Origin of the sequence: Niallia sp. NCCP-28 (assembly GCF_023168165.1) — a bacterium.
In the GTDB taxonomy this organism is placed as follows: Bacteria; Bacillota; Bacilli; order Bacillales; family Cytobacillaceae; genus Niallia.
The window spans coordinates 67,219-82,440 of the sequence record NZ_BQYJ01000006.1; the positions used below are offsets into that span (position 1 = coordinate 67,219).

At 35.4% G+C, this 15,222-nt stretch carries 14 protein-coding genes; 11 read left to right on the forward strand and 3 right to left on the reverse strand.

The features are described 5' to 3' along the window. Positions 1-178 precede the first annotated feature (178 nt). The 5 genes from NCCP28_RS16585 to NCCP28_RS16605 all read left to right on the forward strand — a co-directional run bounded on the left by NCCP28_RS16585 (position 179) and on the right by NCCP28_RS16605 (position 5,878). Complete coding sequence (locus NCCP28_RS16585) at positions 179-817, forward strand: GntR family transcriptional regulator (protein WP_248562539.1); 639 nt, start codon at positions 179-181, stop codon at positions 815-817. A gap of 31 nt (positions 818-848) precedes the next feature. Beyond that, positions 849-1,805: a D-2-hydroxyacid dehydrogenase gene (locus NCCP28_RS16590; protein WP_248562540.1), complete on the forward strand. Its 957-nt coding sequence runs from the start codon at positions 849-851 to the stop codon at positions 1,803-1,805. Positions 1,806-1,823: 18 nt separating this feature from the next. Next, the gene (locus NCCP28_RS16595) at positions 1,824-3,491 is read left to right on the forward strand and encodes a M20/M25/M40 family metallo-hydrolase (protein ID WP_248562541.1); all 1,668 of its coding nucleotides are present in this window, start codon (positions 1,824-1,826) and stop codon (positions 3,489-3,491) included. A gap of 21 nt (positions 3,492-3,512) precedes the next feature. After that, a complete protein-coding gene (locus NCCP28_RS16600; protein WP_248562542.1) occupies positions 3,513-4,796 on the forward strand; it encodes an aspartate aminotransferase family protein in 1,284 nt (427 codons plus the stop codon). 122 nt (positions 4,797-4,918) lie between these two features. Further along, complete coding sequence (locus tag NCCP28_RS16605; RefSeq protein WP_248562543.1) at positions 4,919-5,878, forward strand: bile acid:sodium symporter family protein; 960 nt, start codon at positions 4,919-4,921, stop codon at positions 5,876-5,878. Positions 5,879-6,250: 372 nt separating this feature from the next. On the opposite strand, the gene NCCP28_RS16610 is transcribed toward NCCP28_RS16605, so the two are convergent. The 3 genes from NCCP28_RS16610 to NCCP28_RS16620 all read right to left on the reverse strand — a co-directional run bounded on the left by NCCP28_RS16610 (position 6,251) and on the right by NCCP28_RS16620 (position 9,896). After that, entirely contained in the window at positions 6,251-7,087 is an 837-nt protein-coding gene (locus NCCP28_RS16610; RefSeq protein WP_248562544.1) for a YitT family protein, read from the reverse strand. Positions 7,088-7,454: 367 nt separating this feature from the next. Further along, complete coding sequence (locus tag NCCP28_RS16615) at positions 7,455-8,447, reverse strand: dimethylarginine dimethylaminohydrolase family protein (protein WP_248562545.1); 993 nt, start codon at positions 8,445-8,447, stop codon at positions 7,455-7,457. Between the two features lie 30 nt (positions 8,448-8,477). Beyond that, the gene (locus tag NCCP28_RS16620) at positions 8,478-9,896 is read right to left on the reverse strand and encodes a sodium:solute symporter family protein (RefSeq protein ID WP_248562546.1); all 1,419 of its coding nucleotides are present in this window, start codon (positions 9,894-9,896) and stop codon (positions 8,478-8,480) included. A 177-nt stretch (positions 9,897-10,073) separates the two neighbouring features. On the opposite strand from NCCP28_RS16620, the gene NCCP28_RS16625 reads away from it, so the two are divergent. From NCCP28_RS16625 to NCCP28_RS16645, 6 genes are all read left to right on the forward strand, one after another. Beyond that, the gene (locus tag NCCP28_RS16625) at positions 10,074-10,973 is read left to right on the forward strand and encodes a LysR family transcriptional regulator (RefSeq protein WP_248562547.1); all 900 of its coding nucleotides are present in this window, start codon (positions 10,074-10,076) and stop codon (positions 10,971-10,973) included. A gap of 41 nt (positions 10,974-11,014) precedes the next feature. Next, on the forward strand, positions 11,015-11,224 hold the full coding sequence (locus NCCP28_RS23875) for a PD-(D/E)XK nuclease domain-containing protein (RefSeq protein WP_375709426.1): 210 nt from the start codon (positions 11,015-11,017) through the stop codon (positions 11,222-11,224). A gap of 573 nt (positions 11,225-11,797) precedes the next feature. Then, a complete protein-coding gene (gene vanR / locus NCCP28_RS16630; protein WP_248562548.1) occupies positions 11,798-12,493 on the forward strand; it encodes a vancomycin resistance response regulator transcription factor, VanR-F/VanR-M family in 696 nt (231 codons plus the stop codon). Continuing rightward, a complete protein-coding gene (locus tag NCCP28_RS16635) occupies positions 12,486-13,583 on the forward strand; it encodes a sensor histidine kinase (RefSeq protein ID WP_248562549.1) in 1,098 nt (365 codons plus the stop codon). The genes vanR and NCCP28_RS16635 overlap by 8 nt, the downstream gene beginning before the upstream one ends. Before the next feature lie 116 nt (positions 13,584-13,699). After that, on the forward strand, positions 13,700-14,611 hold the full coding sequence (gene vanY / locus NCCP28_RS16640; protein WP_248562550.1) for a VanY-A/VanY-F/VanY-M family D-Ala-D-Ala carboxypeptidase: 912 nt from the start codon (positions 13,700-13,702) through the stop codon (positions 14,609-14,611). After that, positions 14,608-15,192, forward strand: coding sequence for a VanZ family protein (locus tag NCCP28_RS16645; protein ID WP_248562551.1), 585 nt, complete (start codon positions 14,608-14,610; stop codon positions 15,190-15,192). Before vanY ends, NCCP28_RS16645 begins: the two co-directional genes overlap by 4 nt. The last annotated feature ends 30 nt before the right edge of the window (positions 15,193-15,222 follow it).

The window sequence follows — 15,222 nt, forward strand, 5'->3', positions numbered from 1 at the left end:
TCTAAAAATCTAGATATCTAAGAGTTTATTAAGATATTTTTCACTAAAATACATGCTGAAAATAGAGTAAGGAAATATTACAATTAGATTGAATTGTTCTGCAATTTCTGTATACTTATCACATAATAAACTAGTATTCTGTATACAGAATACAGATAGAGAAAAGAGGGTATTTCAGATGATAAATAAAATTGAACAATCGGAAACATTAGCAGATCGTGCTTATAAAGAGATAAAAAAGGCAATTATTCGCGGGGATTTTCAACCAGGTGATGCATTACCGGAAGAAGAAATTGCTACTATGCTTGGAATCAGCAGAACGCCGATACGCAAAGCTATTGCAGCACTGACTTATGATGGATTGGTTACATCAGAAAATGGCAAAAAAGCGCGTATTTCCTTTATTTCTGACCAAGACTTTCAGCACTATATTCAATTGAGAAAAGTTCTGGAAGTACTTGCAGCAGAAGAAGCTGCTCCTCTTGTATCGGATGAGAGGATTCAACATTTAGAGATGCTGATGATTAATCAGAAAAAAGCAATTGAGGAGAAGGACCATTATACTTACATTGATTTAGATTTGCAGTTCCATCTAGGAATAGCGGAGATTTCTGGAAATAGGAAATTACAAGAATTTATTGAACAAATTCTTAATCAATTAACAAGATATCTTGTGCTCTCTGGTACACTTTCCGAAAGTGCTTTTGAAGCACACGAAGAGCATTTAAAGATTATTGAAGCATTAAAAGAACGAAATGCCAAAAAAGCTGCTGAGGCTGTTCGATATCATATTGAAAATGTAGAAAAACGTTCGTAAATTTTAGCAGGATAAACGGAGGTGCTCTTGCATGATTGTTGCTGTTTGTGAGGAGGTATTGCCTTCTCATCTAGAGAAAATATCACGTGAAACCGGGGAAGAGGTACTCCTTTACAGCTCCGTAAAGGAGATTCCAAATCCTATTAAGGAATCTCTTGAAGTATTGCTGGCATATGGTCTAAGTTTTGATGGAAGACCAATAGCTACCTTTGAACCGTTTCCGAAATTGAGGTGGGTTCAGTGGTTTAGTGCAGGGATTGATGATTTAGATATTTGTGAATTGGCTGCACGAGGAATTACGTTGACAAATGCCTCTGGTATTCATATTAAACCGATGAGTGAATATGTACTCATGTGCATGCTTTATTTTGAAAAAGACATGGCCCGCTATCAATCATTAAAAAACAAAAAACAATTTGATCGAAGTAAGTTAGTTGGAGAACTAACAGGTCTCAAAATGCTGTTATATGGAACAGGTGTCATTGGTCAAGCTATTGCCAAGACACTTTCCCAATTTAATATAACTATTTGCGGAGTAAATACTTCTGGAAAAACAGTACCGTATTTTCAAGAGACGTACACGTTAGAAGAAGCAGAAAAGGAAATCGGCAATGTTGATTATGTCATTTCCCTTCTCCCATCTACTACAAATACGAGAAATTTCTTTTCAAAAGCATATTTGCAGAAAATGAAGCCCGGATCCATATTTATTAGCATTGGCCGTGGGGATGTAGTCGATGAACAAGCAGTAGTAGAACTGATTCAAAGTAAGGTATTAAGAGGAGCAGCGATGGATGTGTTCAGGCAAGAGCCGCTTCCAGCTGATAGTCCCTTATGGGAATGTGAGAATTTGATTTTAACACCGCATATGTCTGCAAAGTCGATTTATTATATGGATCGTTGTGTGGATATCTTTGTTAAGAATGTTAAAGCAAGAAAAGGGGATGGTGAGATGATCAATGTTATTAACACAAGCAGAGAGTATTAGAAGGAGAGGTAATTCTATATGTATACGAAAATAAAAGATTTGCCGTTATTTGATCAAGTAGAAGCTATTACAACCTCTCTTGTACAAACATTGAGTATCAATGGAACAGAAGGGGAATCCGAAATAGCAGATGAAATTGAACAGTTTTTACGCAGCTTTCCTTACTTTAATCAACACCCTACTCATGTATGGATGCAGCCTTTGCCGAATGATGCATTGGGCAGGAAGAATGTGTTTGCACATATTAAAGGCAATGGAAGCTCCAAAAAAACGGTCGTATTTCATGCACATATCGATACGGTTGGAATTGAAGACTTTGGTGCCTTGCAATCAAGCGCAAACGATCCAAACGCACTGCTAGAGTATTTTCAAACATATTCAGACAAAGAGATTCGTACACAGGCTTTATCGGGTGACTGGATGTTTGGCCGGGGAGCATTGGATATGAAGAGTGGGGTTGCAGTTCACTTAGCGAATGTTCTTTATTTTAGTGAGCATCAGGAAGAATGGGATGGAGACATTATTTTTATGGCAAATCCAGTAGAGGAAAATCAACATTCAGGCATTATTGCTGCTGTGGATGAATTGCTGCGTTTGCAAAAAGAAGAAGAGTTGGAGTATGTAGTTGCAATCAATACGGATTATATTTCCGCTTTTTATCCTGGTGATATAAATAAGTACATTTATACTGGATCTGGTGGAAAGTTGTTGCCATGCTTTTATGTATATGGGCGTGAAACCCATGTTGGACAAACACTTAATGGTCTTGATCCTACACTTGTGACAGCGGAATTAAATAAACGAATTAATAATAATATGGATTTGACTGAACATATTGAAGGGGAATTGATTACCCCTCCATCTGCTCTCTATCATCGAGATACGAAAGAGTTTTACAATGTGCAAACAGCCGTAACTAGTCATTTGTATTTTAACTTTATGGTGCTGGAGGCTTCACCAAAAGATATTATGGAAAAGTTAAAAGTTATAGCACAAGAAGCAACCGTTAAAATATCTGAATATTACAAAAATAATTACAAAAAGTTTGCTGATGTGAATAATTTTCCGGCTAATCGCCCGAACTGGGATATGGATGTTTATAGTTATGTGGAGTATTGTGAAAAGCTTGCTAAACAAGGAGTAGATGTAAAGGCAGTTTCAGAACAGGTGTTAAAAGAAAACCCTACACTTGAACTGCGTGAGCTTTGTTTCAAGATAGTGGATAGATTACGAGAATTAGACCAAGCGGTAACGCCGTGTGTGATTGTTTTCTACGCACCTCCATATTGTCCACATAATTATTTGGCAGGAGAAAGCCAAAGGGATCAAGTTATTTTACAAACGATTAAAGAAGCAACAGCAAATACTTCTACACGTACAAATGATATCTTTTCAGTGAAAAAATTCTTTCCGTATCTTTCGGACAGCAGTTATCTCTCCCTTCATGATACGGATGAGGAAATTGACTATCTTGTCGATAACTTTCCTGAATGGAATAAGATTTATCCCGTCCCAATTAAAGATATACGTAAATTAAATATCCCCTCTATTAATGTTGGCGTGTATGGGTTTGATGCACATCGCTGGACAGAACGCGTGTATAAGCCCTATTCTTTCGAAACGGTACCAAAACTTATTAGAGATATGACAAATTCTTGGTTAAAGGCTTCTACTAAAAAATTATAAGCAAAGGAAAAGGTGATAAATATGACAATAACATCTGAATCTTTAATAAAAAGAGCAAATAAGGTATTTCCTCCCATTGCACAAAGAGCAACTACTATTGGCATCGTCAAAGGGGAAGGTGCTTACGTTACCTCTGAAGATGGAAAAAAATATTTAGATTTTGCAAGTGGCGTAGCCGTAACAAATGTTGGCCATAATCATCCACTCGTTGTAGAAAGAGCAAAGGCACAAATTGATGAATTAATTCACGGTGGCCACAATGTTCTTTATTATCCAGTATATGTGGAACTTGCGGAAAAGCTCAACGAATTAAACGGCGGTAACTGCAAGGTATACTTTTCAAACAGTGGGGCAGAAGTGAACGAAGGAGCTATCAAACTAGCGAAACACGCAACGAAACGCCCTGGCATCATTTCTTTTAAACGCAGCTTCCACGGACGTACACTCGCAACAACAACTTTAACAGCTTCTAATTCTTTATATCGAAAAGGGTATGAAGGGCTTCTTCCTAGTGTTTATTATGCAGAATATCCTTATGCTTTTCGTACAGGGTTGTCAGAAGAGGAAGAAATAACTCGTTGTTTAGACTCCTTAGAAGAAATCTTTAAATTTTTGATTGCTCCAGATCAAGTAGCGGCCATTATTATGGAACCTGTACAAGGAGAAGGGGGATATATTGTTCCGCCGGCAAAATTCATCAAGGAAATAAGAAAGATTTGTAATCAGCATGGGATTCTATTGATTTTTGATGAAATTCAAACTGGTTTTGGGCGCACAGGAAAAATGTTTGCATGGCAGCACTTTGACGTACAGCCTGATATTTTAACCCTTGCTAAAGGAATTGCAAATGGCTTTCCGCTCAGTGCTTTAGTAGGCAAGGCAGAATTAATGAACCAATGGACGGCTGGCACACATGGGGGAACATACGGAGGAAATCCAGTTTCCTGTGCTGCATCACTTGCAGTCATTGAACTATTGCAAGGCGGATTGCTGGAACAATCTGTGGAAACGGCAGCATATTTCACAGAGAAACTTAAGACACTGACAGCGACGTATACGAACATTCGTGATATTCGTGGATTAGGGCTAATGATTGGAATGGAATTCATTCAAGAGGATGGACAACCAGATGTAAAAACGGTAGATGGATTAAAAGAAAAGGCATTAGAAAAAGGATTAATTCTCCTTGTATGTGGAACGGAAAAAAATGTTATTCGTTTTATTCCACCCCTTACAGTTACAAAGGAAGAAATCGATAAAGCATTTCATATAATCAAAAACTCTTTGGATGAACTAAGCGAATGACATTTTTGATTCCATTAGATAGTTAGATTGCAAATGTGCTTGCGGGAAGAGGAAGAGTAAGTACTCTTCCCAAAGCACTTTTTTGCTGATTATAGGGTAATTTCTAGAAAGTTGGACTAAACATGTTAAAAATATTGAATAAATGGTTAATAAAAACAATGCCTATTCTTACACCGGCAGGTTTATTAATCGGTGTTTTTAGTGGGGATAAAATTACCTATCTCTCCTTTTTAATTCCTTGGATATTTGCGTTTATTACATTTATTGGGAGTTTGGGGTCTAATTTTAAACAACTAGATTTTGTTATCCGAAGACCTTCTCCCTTTTTTATTAGCTTATTGGTACTGCATATAGTAATGCCATTTTTGGCATGGGGATTAGGAAATCTGTTTTTCCATGGAGATTCCCTTACTATTACAGGTTTTATTTTGGCAGTTGTTATACCGACAGGCGTTACTAGTTTTTTATGGGCAACCATTTATCAAGGAAATCTTTCTTTTGCACTAGCTATTATTTTATTTGATACCCTTCTTTCTCCGTTTATCGTTCCAGCTAGTTTATCTTTTTTTGCAGGAGAGACAGTGGTAATGGATGTATGGGAATTAATGAAAAGTTTATTTTTTATGATTGTTTTTCCTTCGCTTTTAGGAATGATCATAAATCACGCAACAAAAGGGAAAGCAAACGTACTATTAGCAGATAAACTTTCTCCTTTTACGAAAATAGGGGTTGTTATGATTGTCTGTATTAATGGAGGTATCTTAGCTCCATATTTAACTAAATTGGATGGGCATCTCATTCTAATCATTACTACGGTATTTGTCATCTCTTCGACTGGATATTTAATAAGCTGGTGTATAGGCTTGTTTCTTAAATGGGAACGAGATGTGGTTATGACAATGACGTTCTGCAGTGGGATGAGAAATATAAGCGCCGGCTCTGTATTAGCTGTCAGTTTTTTTCCTGCTCAAGTTGCATTGCCTGTTGTTCTTGGAATGCTTTTTCAACAAGTATTAGCCTCGGTCTATGGTCAGTTGCTTTATAAATATTACGTTAGTAAAAGTAAATATTTAAAAGCCTGAAGAAAATTACAGGACTTTGTTAAGTAGATACAAATAATTTTAAAAATCCACATAAAATTAGTGGTTTATTTATAAATAACTAAATAAATTTCAGAGTATGGACAAAATCGATTTGCTAATTTTTTAGGGTGATTGAGAACGCTTGGCTTTTGAGGGGTGAGGCCTTGGGAGGAGCGGAGTTGCCAAGATAGGCGATGAGCATCTGAGTATGGTGAACAAAAAAGAAAGCAAGCGTTTGTCGACAGCCGAAAATGAGGCAATATGAGCCTCATTTTCTTTTAAATTAATATATGTTCGTTACGACAACATGCTTATAAGAGAGAGAACTGTTTCCCTGCGTAAATAACGAAATAGGGAATAAACTTTAGATGATTATTTAGAAAGCTCCAAAAACCCCTTTCCAAAAACATCACGGACATCATGAATTGTGATAAAAGCTTCATTATCTACTTCTTTGACAATTTTCTTTAAGGTAACCACCTCTTGTTTACTAATGATAATATATAAAATTTCTTTCGAATCGTTTGAGTAATAGCCTTTTCCATAGATAACCGTTACTCCTCGATCCATTATATTATTCACTTTTTCTGCTATTTGGTTTTGTCGGCTGGAAATAATGGTTACAGCTTTTTTTGGATTTAATCCTTCAATAATAAACTCCATTACCTTTGTTGCAATATAGAGCATGACAATGGTAAGCATTAATTTTTCTGCACCTATTATAAAATAGGAAGAAAAAGCAACAATTAAGTCAAAAAACAGCAAGGAAGAACTAATACTCCAGTCGAGGTATTTATTTGTAATTCTCGCTAATAATGTCGTTCCTGCCGTTGTTCCTCCCGCTTTTAAAATCAAGCCAATACCAATTCCTGCAAACACCCCGCCGAAAATAGCATTGATAATAATCTCATTTGATTCAATATGCCAGCTTGCTGTTACATGCAAAAACAAAGAATTAAAAATAACAGCAATAATCGTATAAATGCAAGTTTGCTTATCTAAAAACTTGTACCCTATTAAAATTAGAAATGCATTGATAATAAAGTTGACCATTCCCGGTCCCCATTGAAATACATAGTATAAAATAATGGTAATACCTGTTACTCCACCTTCGCCAAGGTCATTTGGAATAACAAATAAATTAATGGCTAAAGCGAATAAAAAAGCACCTAGTATAATAAAAAAAATATCTTTTCCGTTTTTGTACATTTTTTCACCTTGTATTCTATTTATAAGTAAGATTTTTTGATTTGATCTTATATATAAGTTGGTCCTAATTTTTCTACATAAGAATTTGTACAATATCTTGATATAGGCCAAATATTTGCAAATTTCATGTTAGAAAATTGAAAATGATTTATATAGCCTCAAAAAAATCAATTGGATGAAAGTAACAACCAATTGATTTTTCTATGACTATTTTATCTTGCTTAATAGGATTTTGCTCCCGCCTAGTACAAGAAGAAAGGAGAAATCTAGGTGGGGGACAACTGCCCGTAAAAGCCTGATTGGTTCAACTAACAATCAGTGGGGGATGAAGAAAACCCCCACTGATTGAAGTTTTACTTTATTCCTACTAGATGTCTTCTCGAATTAAAGGCAAGGTAGAACAGTGGATTCCTCCTCCTAATTTACGGATTTCTGATAAATCAATTGGGAATACTTTAATGCCATGATTTTTAAGATTTTCTATTGTTTTATGTGCGTCTGAAGCGATAAGTACTCTTCCAGGAGAGACTGCTAAACAGTTTGCCGCACGTTCAGGATCGGAAGGGTCAGTATAGATTAGTTTTATTCCCCTTGATCTCAGTTCTTCTAAAAACCAATAAGGAAGACGCCCTGGTTCTACAAGAGCTGTTTTATAATCAATCATTACATACATTTCATCTAAATGGATGCGATCGTTCGGAACATCAATGACAATTAAGTCAATATTTTGCCATGATAAAATTTGTCTCAGCTGATCAATTCCTGTTTGATTGACACGAATAGAACGGCCGATTATTGCTGTTTTCTCATCAAGCATCGCAAAACTTCCACCTTCAATAAAGCCTTCCCCTTGAATCATAGCAAGTACAGGCATGCCTAATTTAGCAAAAGTTTGATAGGCTGCTTTTTCTTCTCCTTGGCGCATCGGTAAAGCCAGACGAGTAAGAATAACGCCACTCGGTACAACAAGTCCAATATCCCTTGTATACATCGTTTTAGTATGAGATGGAGCAGCGAAATCAACATCGATAACTTCAGCTCCACACCTCTCTAACGTTTCACGGAGTTGATCATGCTGATAGTGCAGAAGTTCTTCATTAACTGGTTCCTCTCCTTGTAAATAACTGGTAATTTTCCCACTTCCATCCCGAAGCACTTGTGCATCAACATTCTTTTCATATTGCATTTTCCGAAATAATTCTAACTCTTTACCTGGTCTATGCACTAATACTTTTCTTATTTGTCCAATATAATTGGAAGCTCCCCATTTCTCTCCCCAAACTGTTTTTAAAGTGTTAGGTTCTGAAAAAGATTCTTTTAATAGGCTTGTCCCTAAATATTCTTGAGTAGGTATTTGCATGATAATGACTCCTTTTTATATGATTATTTTTTATATTACTTGTTTATCTTCTATAGCTTCGTTCATAAGTAAGGAAGGTTTTTTATCTGGCAATGCATATGACAAAACAACCATACTAATGAAACTGGTAAGCAGACCATACAAAATTGGTTCTGTTGCTGTTGTTCCCTGAACGATTAAACCAACTATAATAGTGGCTGTGCTCATCAACATGGAAATAAATGCTGCTTTGCCAGAAGCCTTTTTCCAGAAGAAGCCGAGAACAATTGGGAAAAACATAGCACCAGATAAAATTGCATAAGCAATATCTAAGGCAACTAGGACATCTTGCACCCAAATGGAACATACGATGGCGAATATTCCAATACATAGTGTAAGCAAACGAGATAAGAACAAACTTTTTTGTTCGGATAATTCTGATTTTAAATTCGGCTTAATAATATCATTCACAAGTAAAGTGGATGAAGCTAATAAGGTGCCAGAAGCCGTCGACATAAGTGCGGATAGAACAGACGCTAAAACAATTCCAATCAATCCTGTCGGCAGTACATTTAAAACCATATGAGCAAAGGCGTTTTGTGGGTTATCTAAATTAGGAAATACAACAAATGCACACATTCCAACGATAGAAATGGCTAACGCATAGAAAATGCTGTAGATGCCTGCTCCTATTCCTCCGGCTTTAACCGTACGTAAGTTTTTGCCTGTAAAAGTCCTCTGCCATAAATCCTGTCCAACTAACAGTCCCAGCGTATAAAGAAGGAAATATTGAAAAATGGTGGACCATCCAATATTTGTCCAATTCATATAGGAAGCAGGAACATGATCAATAAGTGAACTCCAACCGCCAGCACTTGAAAGGCTTTGTGGAAGCATAATAAAGAATATTCCTATTGTCATGATGCAAAATTGAACTACATCTGTCATGGTAATGGACCACATGCCGCCAAGTAATGTGTATAATAGAACAATTCCGCCTCCTAATAAAATAGAAGGGACCATACCCCAGCCAAGAAATACATTCATAATGCTGCCCATTCCAATAACTTGTGTAATAACAAGCATAGCTGTATAGGTGGAGCCAACTAGTGCACTCATAATTCTTGTTTGGCTATTGTATCTTTTGAAAAGCATTTCACTAATAGTTATTACATTCAAGGCAAATAGCTTCTTCGATAAAAGAACAGTAAGCAATAAAGTGCCTAAACCAATCATAATGACAAGCCATGCTCCAGAAATGCCGTATAAGAAGCCAAGCTTAGCTGTGCCAATTGTGGCGGCGCCTCCTAGAATAACTGCTGCTAGACAAGAGAGATACATAAAAAAACCTAGATTTCTTTCAGCAACTGCATAGCCTTCAGAGGATTTTATTTTTTTTGTACCAATAACCCCTACGCCAATAATTACTAAGAAATAAATAAACATCAATATGATATCTAAACTACCCAAATGACTACCTCCTTAAATTGTATACATGTAATGTAACACAAATCAGAATTATTAAAAAATTCAGATTTGTAATCATCTTATATATAATTACAATGTTATATTTTCTCACAAAGTAATTGAAATATTTTCTGTTTTTCTTTAGAATTAGTAGATTATAAGCAAAAAAGGGTGAACTATGTGGAATTACGTCATTTAAAGACATTTGTAATTGCGGCAGAACATTTAAATTTTACAAGAGCCGCAGAAATTTTAAATTTCACCCAGCCGACTGTTAGCTCACAAATACAGGCACTTGAGCAAGAGTTGGGACAATCTTTATTTTTTCGTATAAACAAACGGCTAAGTTTAACTCCGGCAGGAAAAAAACTGCAAGCACATGCTAATGAACTCTTAAGTATTGTTCAAAAAATTGAAGGTGAATTTGCGGAACTCGCACAGCCCAACGGCAATCTTGTCATTGCAGCAGCAGAAGTTTATTGTACGGAATACTTGCTCCCTATAACAACGGAATATATTAAAAACCATCCAAACGTTAACATAGAGATATTATCAAGGCAAACAAGTAATGTGATTAAAGGTGTTCGCAACAAGGAATACGATATTGGAATTATTTCCGGAGAGATTCAAGATAATACGATATCCAACACTCTTCTTGAAGAAGAAGAATTGTTGCTAGTAGTCAGTAAAGCTTTGCATGAACGATATCCTATCAATCGTTTGCTAGATGATCTGACGTTTATGAAATTTAGAGCAGATAGTGATTTTCAAAAAAAGATGGATATCTTTATGGATAAACTTCCATTTGTGCCAAATAGAACGATTCTTGTAGAAAGTGAAAAAGCGATTAAACGGGGGATTATACAGCAAAAAGGATTAGGAATAATGTCGAGTAACTATGTAAAAAAGGATTTGGAAGAAGGAAAACTGGTTGCATTACGTTTGTTTGATGAAAAGGTCATCGTAAAAACTTCTCTAATCACACTGCAGGAAAACTTGCAGTTAAATACACTGAGATCCCTTTGTGAAATGATTCAGTTTGTTTGGGATAAAGTGTATGAATTGCCGGCATTTTCATAGATTAATAAATAGTCGAAGTTCAAAATGTTATTGAAATCTTACTGTTAGGTCGAGGGCTAAGTAAAGGTACTGACTATGATAGAGAAACGGGAAAGCTTGAGTTTTCAGGGAAAGAATTCATTCCTGATTTTATTATTCCTAAATTAAGATTATGTATTGAAGTCAAGTTATTGCATGAGGGGAAAAAATTAAAAATTATAGAAGAAATAAGTGCAGATATTACGTCTTACGCAAAGCAATATGAACGTTAACTATATATAGTATATGATTTAGGGTGTATTCAAAATGAGGAAGAGTTCAAGAGAGATAGTGTTAAGTTGTTGATAATCAAACACTAATAATCACTTTTTAATCAACTTTTTTATGGGGATTTACACTACACTAATGCTATATCCACGCATTTTGCTCAATTTTTGTTCAAAATGAGTAGGTTTCTTCTATTATAAAATCAACGTTTGCAGCATGCTTTTGATAAAACTTTATTTATCAAAAAGTTGTACCGTTTTGATAAAAGTTTATCCATTTATAAAAAAGATGAACCGGAATTTCCTATTTCTATAAAGGAGGGATTCCGGTTTTTCTTGTGGATTAAGAACTTGTTAAGTGATAATAAAGTTATTCCATTAAAGGGGCAGATTCTTGAATACAAAAAGGAAATAATAGAAAATAAAATACAAGCTTTAAATTATACCATGTTAGTTAAGATTCGGATGATAAGGTATCCGCACCAAAAACATCAAATTTTTTTAAAAGGGTGCAGCTTTGTAAGGTTTGATGATAAATAAAAAATACACGGAATGTAACTTGATATAGGAGTGGAATAGATGAAACGTATATCGATTTTAATTGCTGATGATGAGGAGGAAATTGCTGATCTGATTGCCATCCATTTAGAAAAAGAAGGGTACCATGTGATTAAAGTATCGGATGGGCAAGAGGCTGTTAGTGTTGTTGAGGCTCAATCGATTGATTTGCTGATTTTGGATATTATGATGCCAAAAATGGATGGATATGAAGTAATCCGCTGCATTCGCGAAAAGCATAATATGCCTATCATATTTTTGAGTGCTAAAACATCTGATTTCGATAAAGTACAGGGACTGGTAATTGGAGCGGATGATTATATGACTAAACCATTTATACCCATTGAATTGGTAGCGCGGGTAAATGCACAGCTGCGACGCTTTATGAAGTTGAATCAACCGAAAACCAAACAGAACTCAAACTTGGAGTTTGGAGGATTAACGATTTCTCCTGAACAACGTACAGTTACGCTATATGGTAAGAATATTGAGTTAACGCCGAAGGAATTTGAAATTTTATATTTATTAGCCAGTAATCCAAATAAAGTTTATAGTGCTGAAGATATTTTTCAGAAGGTATGGGGGGATGCATACTATGGAGGTGGGAATACCGTTATGGTTCATATTCGTACTTTGCGGAAAAAACTTGAAGAGGATAAACGAAAAAACAAATTGATAAAAACTGTATGGGGGGTAGGTTATAAATTCAATGGGTAAAATACTACGAGGCTTTCGTTCTAAAATGATAATATTGTTAGGTTTAAGCATGCTTTTATCTAGCCTCATAACCTATCTACTCTTTAAAGTCCTCCAATTGTATTATTATACAAATGTTAGTCATGGAGATACACTAGCTTATTTTCGCAAAATCGTGGGGAATATTGGAGACCTTAACTTCTTTTTACTGTTAGTTATCTTGCTTTCGATATTTTTTTTCTTTTTCCTTACAAAACCCTATTCTGCCTATTTAAATGAGATTTCAAAAGGAATTCATTATATAGCTCAAGGTGATTTTAAACATCGAGTTCAAATATTGTCAAATGATGAATTTAGCGATATTGCCCAAAGCATCAATTTGGCAAGTGGAAAATTGGAAGAAGCGATTCAACGAGGAGATTTTTCGGAAAGCAGTAAGGATCAATTGGTCGTAAATTTAGCTCATGATTTGCGGACTCCACTTACCTCTGTGTTAGGATATTTGGATTTAATCATTAAGGATGATAGCTTGCCTAAAGAACAAGTACGACACTTTTTAACGATAGCCTTTACTAAATCTCAACGTTTAGAAAGGCTAATTGATGAATTATTCGAGATAACTAGGATGAATTATGGCATGTTACCAATTGAGAAGAAGCCAATCGATTTAAGTGAGCTACTTATTCAATTGAAAGAAGAGTTGTATCCTGTCTTTGAGAAAAACGATTTGATAGCAAGAATAAATAGTACTTCCCCTTTATCTATTATGGGGGATGGAGAGTTATTGGCACGTGTGTTTGAAAATCTTCTGATTAATGCCAATCGCTATGGCTATGAGGGGCAGTATGTAGATATCAACGGTTTTATTGATACAGAGGAAGTAGTTATTCAAGTGATCAATTATGGAGATGCCATTCCTCCAGATGAACTGCCCCATATTTTTGATATGCTTTATACGGGTGACAAAGCACGAACTCATCAAGAAAATAGTACAGGTCTCGGTTTATTTATTGCGAAGAATATTGTAGAGCAACACAATGGGACAATAACTGCCGAAAGTAATTTAATACGCACTATATTTGAAGTCCGATTACCAATGGAGAATGCTTAAGAAGATTAATAATAAAGTCCAAGTAAAAATTTAAGAAAAATTTAATATTTACCCCACTTTTTATTTTAAAAGTTTTTCCTATTCTATTAACAAGCTGCAAGAAGGAGGAGATTAAAATGAAAAAGTGGGGATTTTTATTGTTATTATTGTGTTTAACTTTCCTATATATTAAACCGTTTTTGGAATCAAAAGAAGAAATGCAACATTATGAACTATATAAAAATGATAAAGTAGTGGATAGAAAAATTTCTGGAAATCTTCAAAAAAAAGAGATTACAGAAGAACAAATCTATCAAGGAAATCTGCTTTTGGTCAACGGTGAATATCCAGCGCACCCAAAAAGTATAAAATCGGATATCATCAATCTATCTACGCACAATGAATTGATAAAGGGGTACGGATTGTTAGAGAGCGAAATGTATTTGTCAGAGGATATAGCACGTAGATTTTCAGAGATGACTACTGCTGCAGAAAAAGAAGGAGTCCGTAATTTCTGCATTACTAGTGGCTTTCGAGACTTTGAGGAGCAAAGTGTACTTTATCAAGAAATGGGTTCTGCCTATGCGTTGCCAGCCGGCTATAGCGAACATAATTTAGGCTTGTCGCTTGATGTAGGATCTACTCAAATGAAGATGGTGGATGCACCAGAAGGAAAGTGGATAGAAGAAAATGCTTGGAAATACGGGTTCATTTTACGTTATCCAAAGGACAAAACGACAATCACAGGCATCCAGTATGAACCTTGGCATATTCGCTATGTTGGATTGCCGCATAGTGTGATTATGGAGGGAAAAAAATTTTCTTTAGAAGAATATTTGGATTTCTTAAAAGAACAAAAGTCCATTTCAACTACTATGCATGGTGAAAAATATGAAATCTCTTATTACCCTGTAACCAAAGATACGACCATTCATGTGCCTTCCAACCTTCGTTGGGAGATATCAGGCAACAATATGGATGGTGTAATTGTGACAGTGTTTCCAATATCAACACATGCTAATCTCAAGGAGGTAGGGATGGCAGAATGAAAAAAACAAAATTAATGAACAAAATTATTGTACTAGCACTATTTGTCTTTTATATGTACGCATTACTTAGAATCATTCTATTTAAGTTCCGCTGGAGAGATATGAACTTTCTCATGTCTCAACTTCAGAGGAATTTTGGGAACCCTGATAATCTCATGTACCAATTGCAAAGAGGTAATTTTATCCCGTTTAAAACAATATTCATTAATATTCAGAGTCTATGGTGGTGGCATGATTTAAGTAATTTGGTTGGGAATATCGTAGTGTTCATACCATTTGGAATGTTTCTTGTATTATTGTTTAAAAAGAAAGGGATGTCATTCATAGGCGTATTAGCTCTATCTTTGAGTGCAAGTTTATTCTTGGAATGCTTACAGGTTGTTTTTTCTCTCGGTATTTTTGATGTAGATGACCTAATACTAAACACCTCTGGGGGATTGCTTGGCTATGGAACTATCAAGCTTTATGACAAGGTTTATAGTAAGTTTATAGTAAATACATCAAGCATTGTCCAAGATAGAGATATTGTTGAAAAACAGGAATTTAAAAATAACGAGGAAGGTGAACCATACCATAAATAACGGATTCTGGTTATTTAGCTAAACGGGAAA

Excerpts from the sequence above, each read along its gene's own strand:
- NCCP28_RS16585 (WP_248562539.1), top strand. The coding sequence starts at position 179 with ATGATAAATAAAATTGAACAATCGGAAACATTAGCAGATCGTGCTTAT.
- NCCP28_RS16590 (WP_248562540.1), top strand. The coding sequence starts at position 849 with ATGATTGTTGCTGTTTGTGAGGAGGTATTGCCTTCTCATCTAGAGAAA.
- NCCP28_RS16595 (WP_248562541.1), top strand. The coding sequence starts at position 1,824 with ATGTATACGAAAATAAAAGATTTGCCGTTATTTGATCAAGTAGAAGCT.
- NCCP28_RS16600 (WP_248562542.1), top strand. The coding sequence starts at position 3,513 with ATGACAATAACATCTGAATCTTTAATAAAAAGAGCAAATAAGGTATTT.
- NCCP28_RS16605 (WP_248562543.1), top strand. The coding sequence starts at position 4,919 with ATGTTAAAAATATTGAATAAATGGTTAATAAAAACAATGCCTATTCTT.
- NCCP28_RS16610 (WP_248562544.1), bottom strand. The coding sequence starts at position 7,087 with ATGTACAAAAACGGAAAAGATATTTTTTTTATTATACTAGGTGCTTTT.
- NCCP28_RS16615 (WP_248562545.1), bottom strand. The coding sequence starts at position 8,447 with ATGCAAATACCTACTCAAGAATATTTAGGGACAAGCCTATTAAAAGAA.
- vanR (WP_248562548.1), top strand. The coding sequence starts at position 11,798 with ATGAAACGTATATCGATTTTAATTGCTGATGATGAGGAGGAAATTGCT.
- NCCP28_RS16635 (WP_248562549.1), top strand. The coding sequence starts at position 12,486 with ATGGGTAAAATACTACGAGGCTTTCGTTCTAAAATGATAATATTGTTA.
- vanY (WP_248562550.1), top strand. The coding sequence starts at position 13,700 with ATGAAAAAGTGGGGATTTTTATTGTTATTATTGTGTTTAACTTTCCTA.
- NCCP28_RS16645 (WP_248562551.1), top strand. The coding sequence starts at position 14,608 with ATGAAAAAAACAAAATTAATGAACAAAATTATTGTACTAGCACTATTT.